This is a genomic window from Methylobacterium sp. WL116 (assembly GCF_008039455.1).
In the GTDB taxonomy this organism is placed as follows: Bacteria; Pseudomonadota; Alphaproteobacteria; order Rhizobiales; family Beijerinckiaceae; genus Methylobacterium.
In genome coordinates this window covers 1-1,747 of sequence record NZ_VRUV01000731.1, presented here as the reverse complement: position 1 = coordinate 1,747, position 1,747 = coordinate 1, and the positions used below count along the sequence as shown (strand labels likewise).

1 protein-coding gene is annotated in these 1,747 nt (G+C 70.6%); it reads right to left on the bottom strand.

The window, feature by feature from the left end:
* The coding region (locus FV223_RS26735; RefSeq protein ID WP_147729749.1) for a ribonuclease E/G at positions 1-1,747 on the bottom strand (1,747 nt) is incomplete at both ends.

Sequence of the window (1,747 nt, the reverse complement as noted above, 5' to 3'; positions counted from 1 at the left end):
GGCGACGCCGGCGGCGGCGCTGGCCGTCGCCCTCGTCCGACTTCTCCGAGCGCTCGGCACCGGCCTCGCGCGCATCCTCGGCCTCGTCGTCCGCATCGGCCTCGCCGAGGGCGTCCTGCGCGAGCGCCTCCTCGGCGGTCTCGTCCTCGGCCTCCTCGAAGCCGTCGTCCTCCTCGATCTCGGAGATCGGCGAGATCGCCACGGCGCGGATCCCGGTGACCGGGCCCTCGGTGCGCTGGGCCGGCTCGCCGCGATCGAGCTGGTAGGCGGTGGTGGCGCCGAGCCGCTCGTCGGCGGCGATCGTCACGCTGACGCCGAAGCGCATCTCGAGCTCGTGCAGGTGCCCGCGCTTCTGGTTGAGGATGTAGAGCGCCACCTCGGTGCGGGTGCGCAGGATCAGGTTGTGGCTCGACGCCTTGAGCAGCGCCTCCTCGATCGCCCGCAGGATGTGCAGCGCGACCGACGCGGTGGCGCGCACGAAGCCCGATCCGCCGCAATGCACGCACGGGATCGACGAGGATTCGAGCACGCCGGTGCGGATGCGCTGGCGGCTCATCTCCATCAGGCCGAAGGGCGAGATCCGCCCGACCTGGATGCGGGCGCGGTCGTTCTTCAGGCAGTCGTTGAGCTTCTTCTCGACCGCGCGGTTGTTGCGCTTCTCCTCCATGTCGATGAAGTCGATCACCACCAGGCCGGCGAGGTCGCGCAGGCGCAGCTGGCGGGCGACCTCCTCGGCCGCCTCCATGTTGGTGCGCAGCGCGGTGTCCTCGATGTCGTGCTCGCGGGTCGAGCGCCCGGAATTCACGTCGATCGAGACCAGGGCCTCGGTCGGGTTGATCACGAGGTAGCCGCCGGACTTCAGCGTCACGTGGCTCGAGAACATCGCGTCGAGCTGCTGCTCGACGCCATGCTTGGCGAAGATCGGCGTCGGGTCGCGATAGGGCTTCACCACCTTCGCCTGCTGCGGCATCAGCATCCGCATGAAGTCGCGCGCTTCCGCGTAGGCCGCCTCGCCCGAGACCAGGACCTCGTCGAGGTCCTTGTTGTAGAGGTCGCGGATCGCCCGCTTGATCAGCGAGCCCTCCTCGTAGACCAGCGCCGGCGCGGTCGAGGACAGGGTCAGCTCGCGCACGCTCTCCCACAGCCGCATCAGGTATTCGAAGTCGCGCTTGATCTCCGGCATGGTGCGCGAGGCGCCCGCCGTGCGCAGGATCACGCCCATGCCGTCGGGCACCTCCAGCGCCTGGGCGGTCTCCTTGAGGCGCTTGCGGTCGGCGGCCGAGGTGATCTTGCGGGAGATCCCGCCGCCGCGGCCGGTGTTCGGCATCAGCACCGAGTAGCGGCCGGCGAGCGACAGGTAGGTGGTGAGCGCCGCGCCCTTGGTGCCGCGCTCTTCCTTGACGACCTGCACCAGGATGATCTGGCGGCGCTTGATCACCTCCTGGATCTTGTAGTGGCGGCGGTGGCTGCGCGGGCGCTCGGGCAGCTCGCCGAGCGCGTCGCCGTTGCCGCCGACCTGCGAGATCTTCGGCTCGGCGTCGGGATCCTCGTCGCCCTCGTCCTCGTCGGACTCCTCGTCGTCGCCGTCCTCGTCCTCGTCGTCCGAATCGTCGTCCTCGTCCTCGTCGTCGGACTCGTCCTCGTCGGGCTCATCCTCGGACGCCGCCGGCGCCTCGGCGACGGTGAGGCTCTCGGCCACGGCGACGATCGCCTCGGGGCGCGGCGCCGCGTCGGCGGCCTCGGCAGC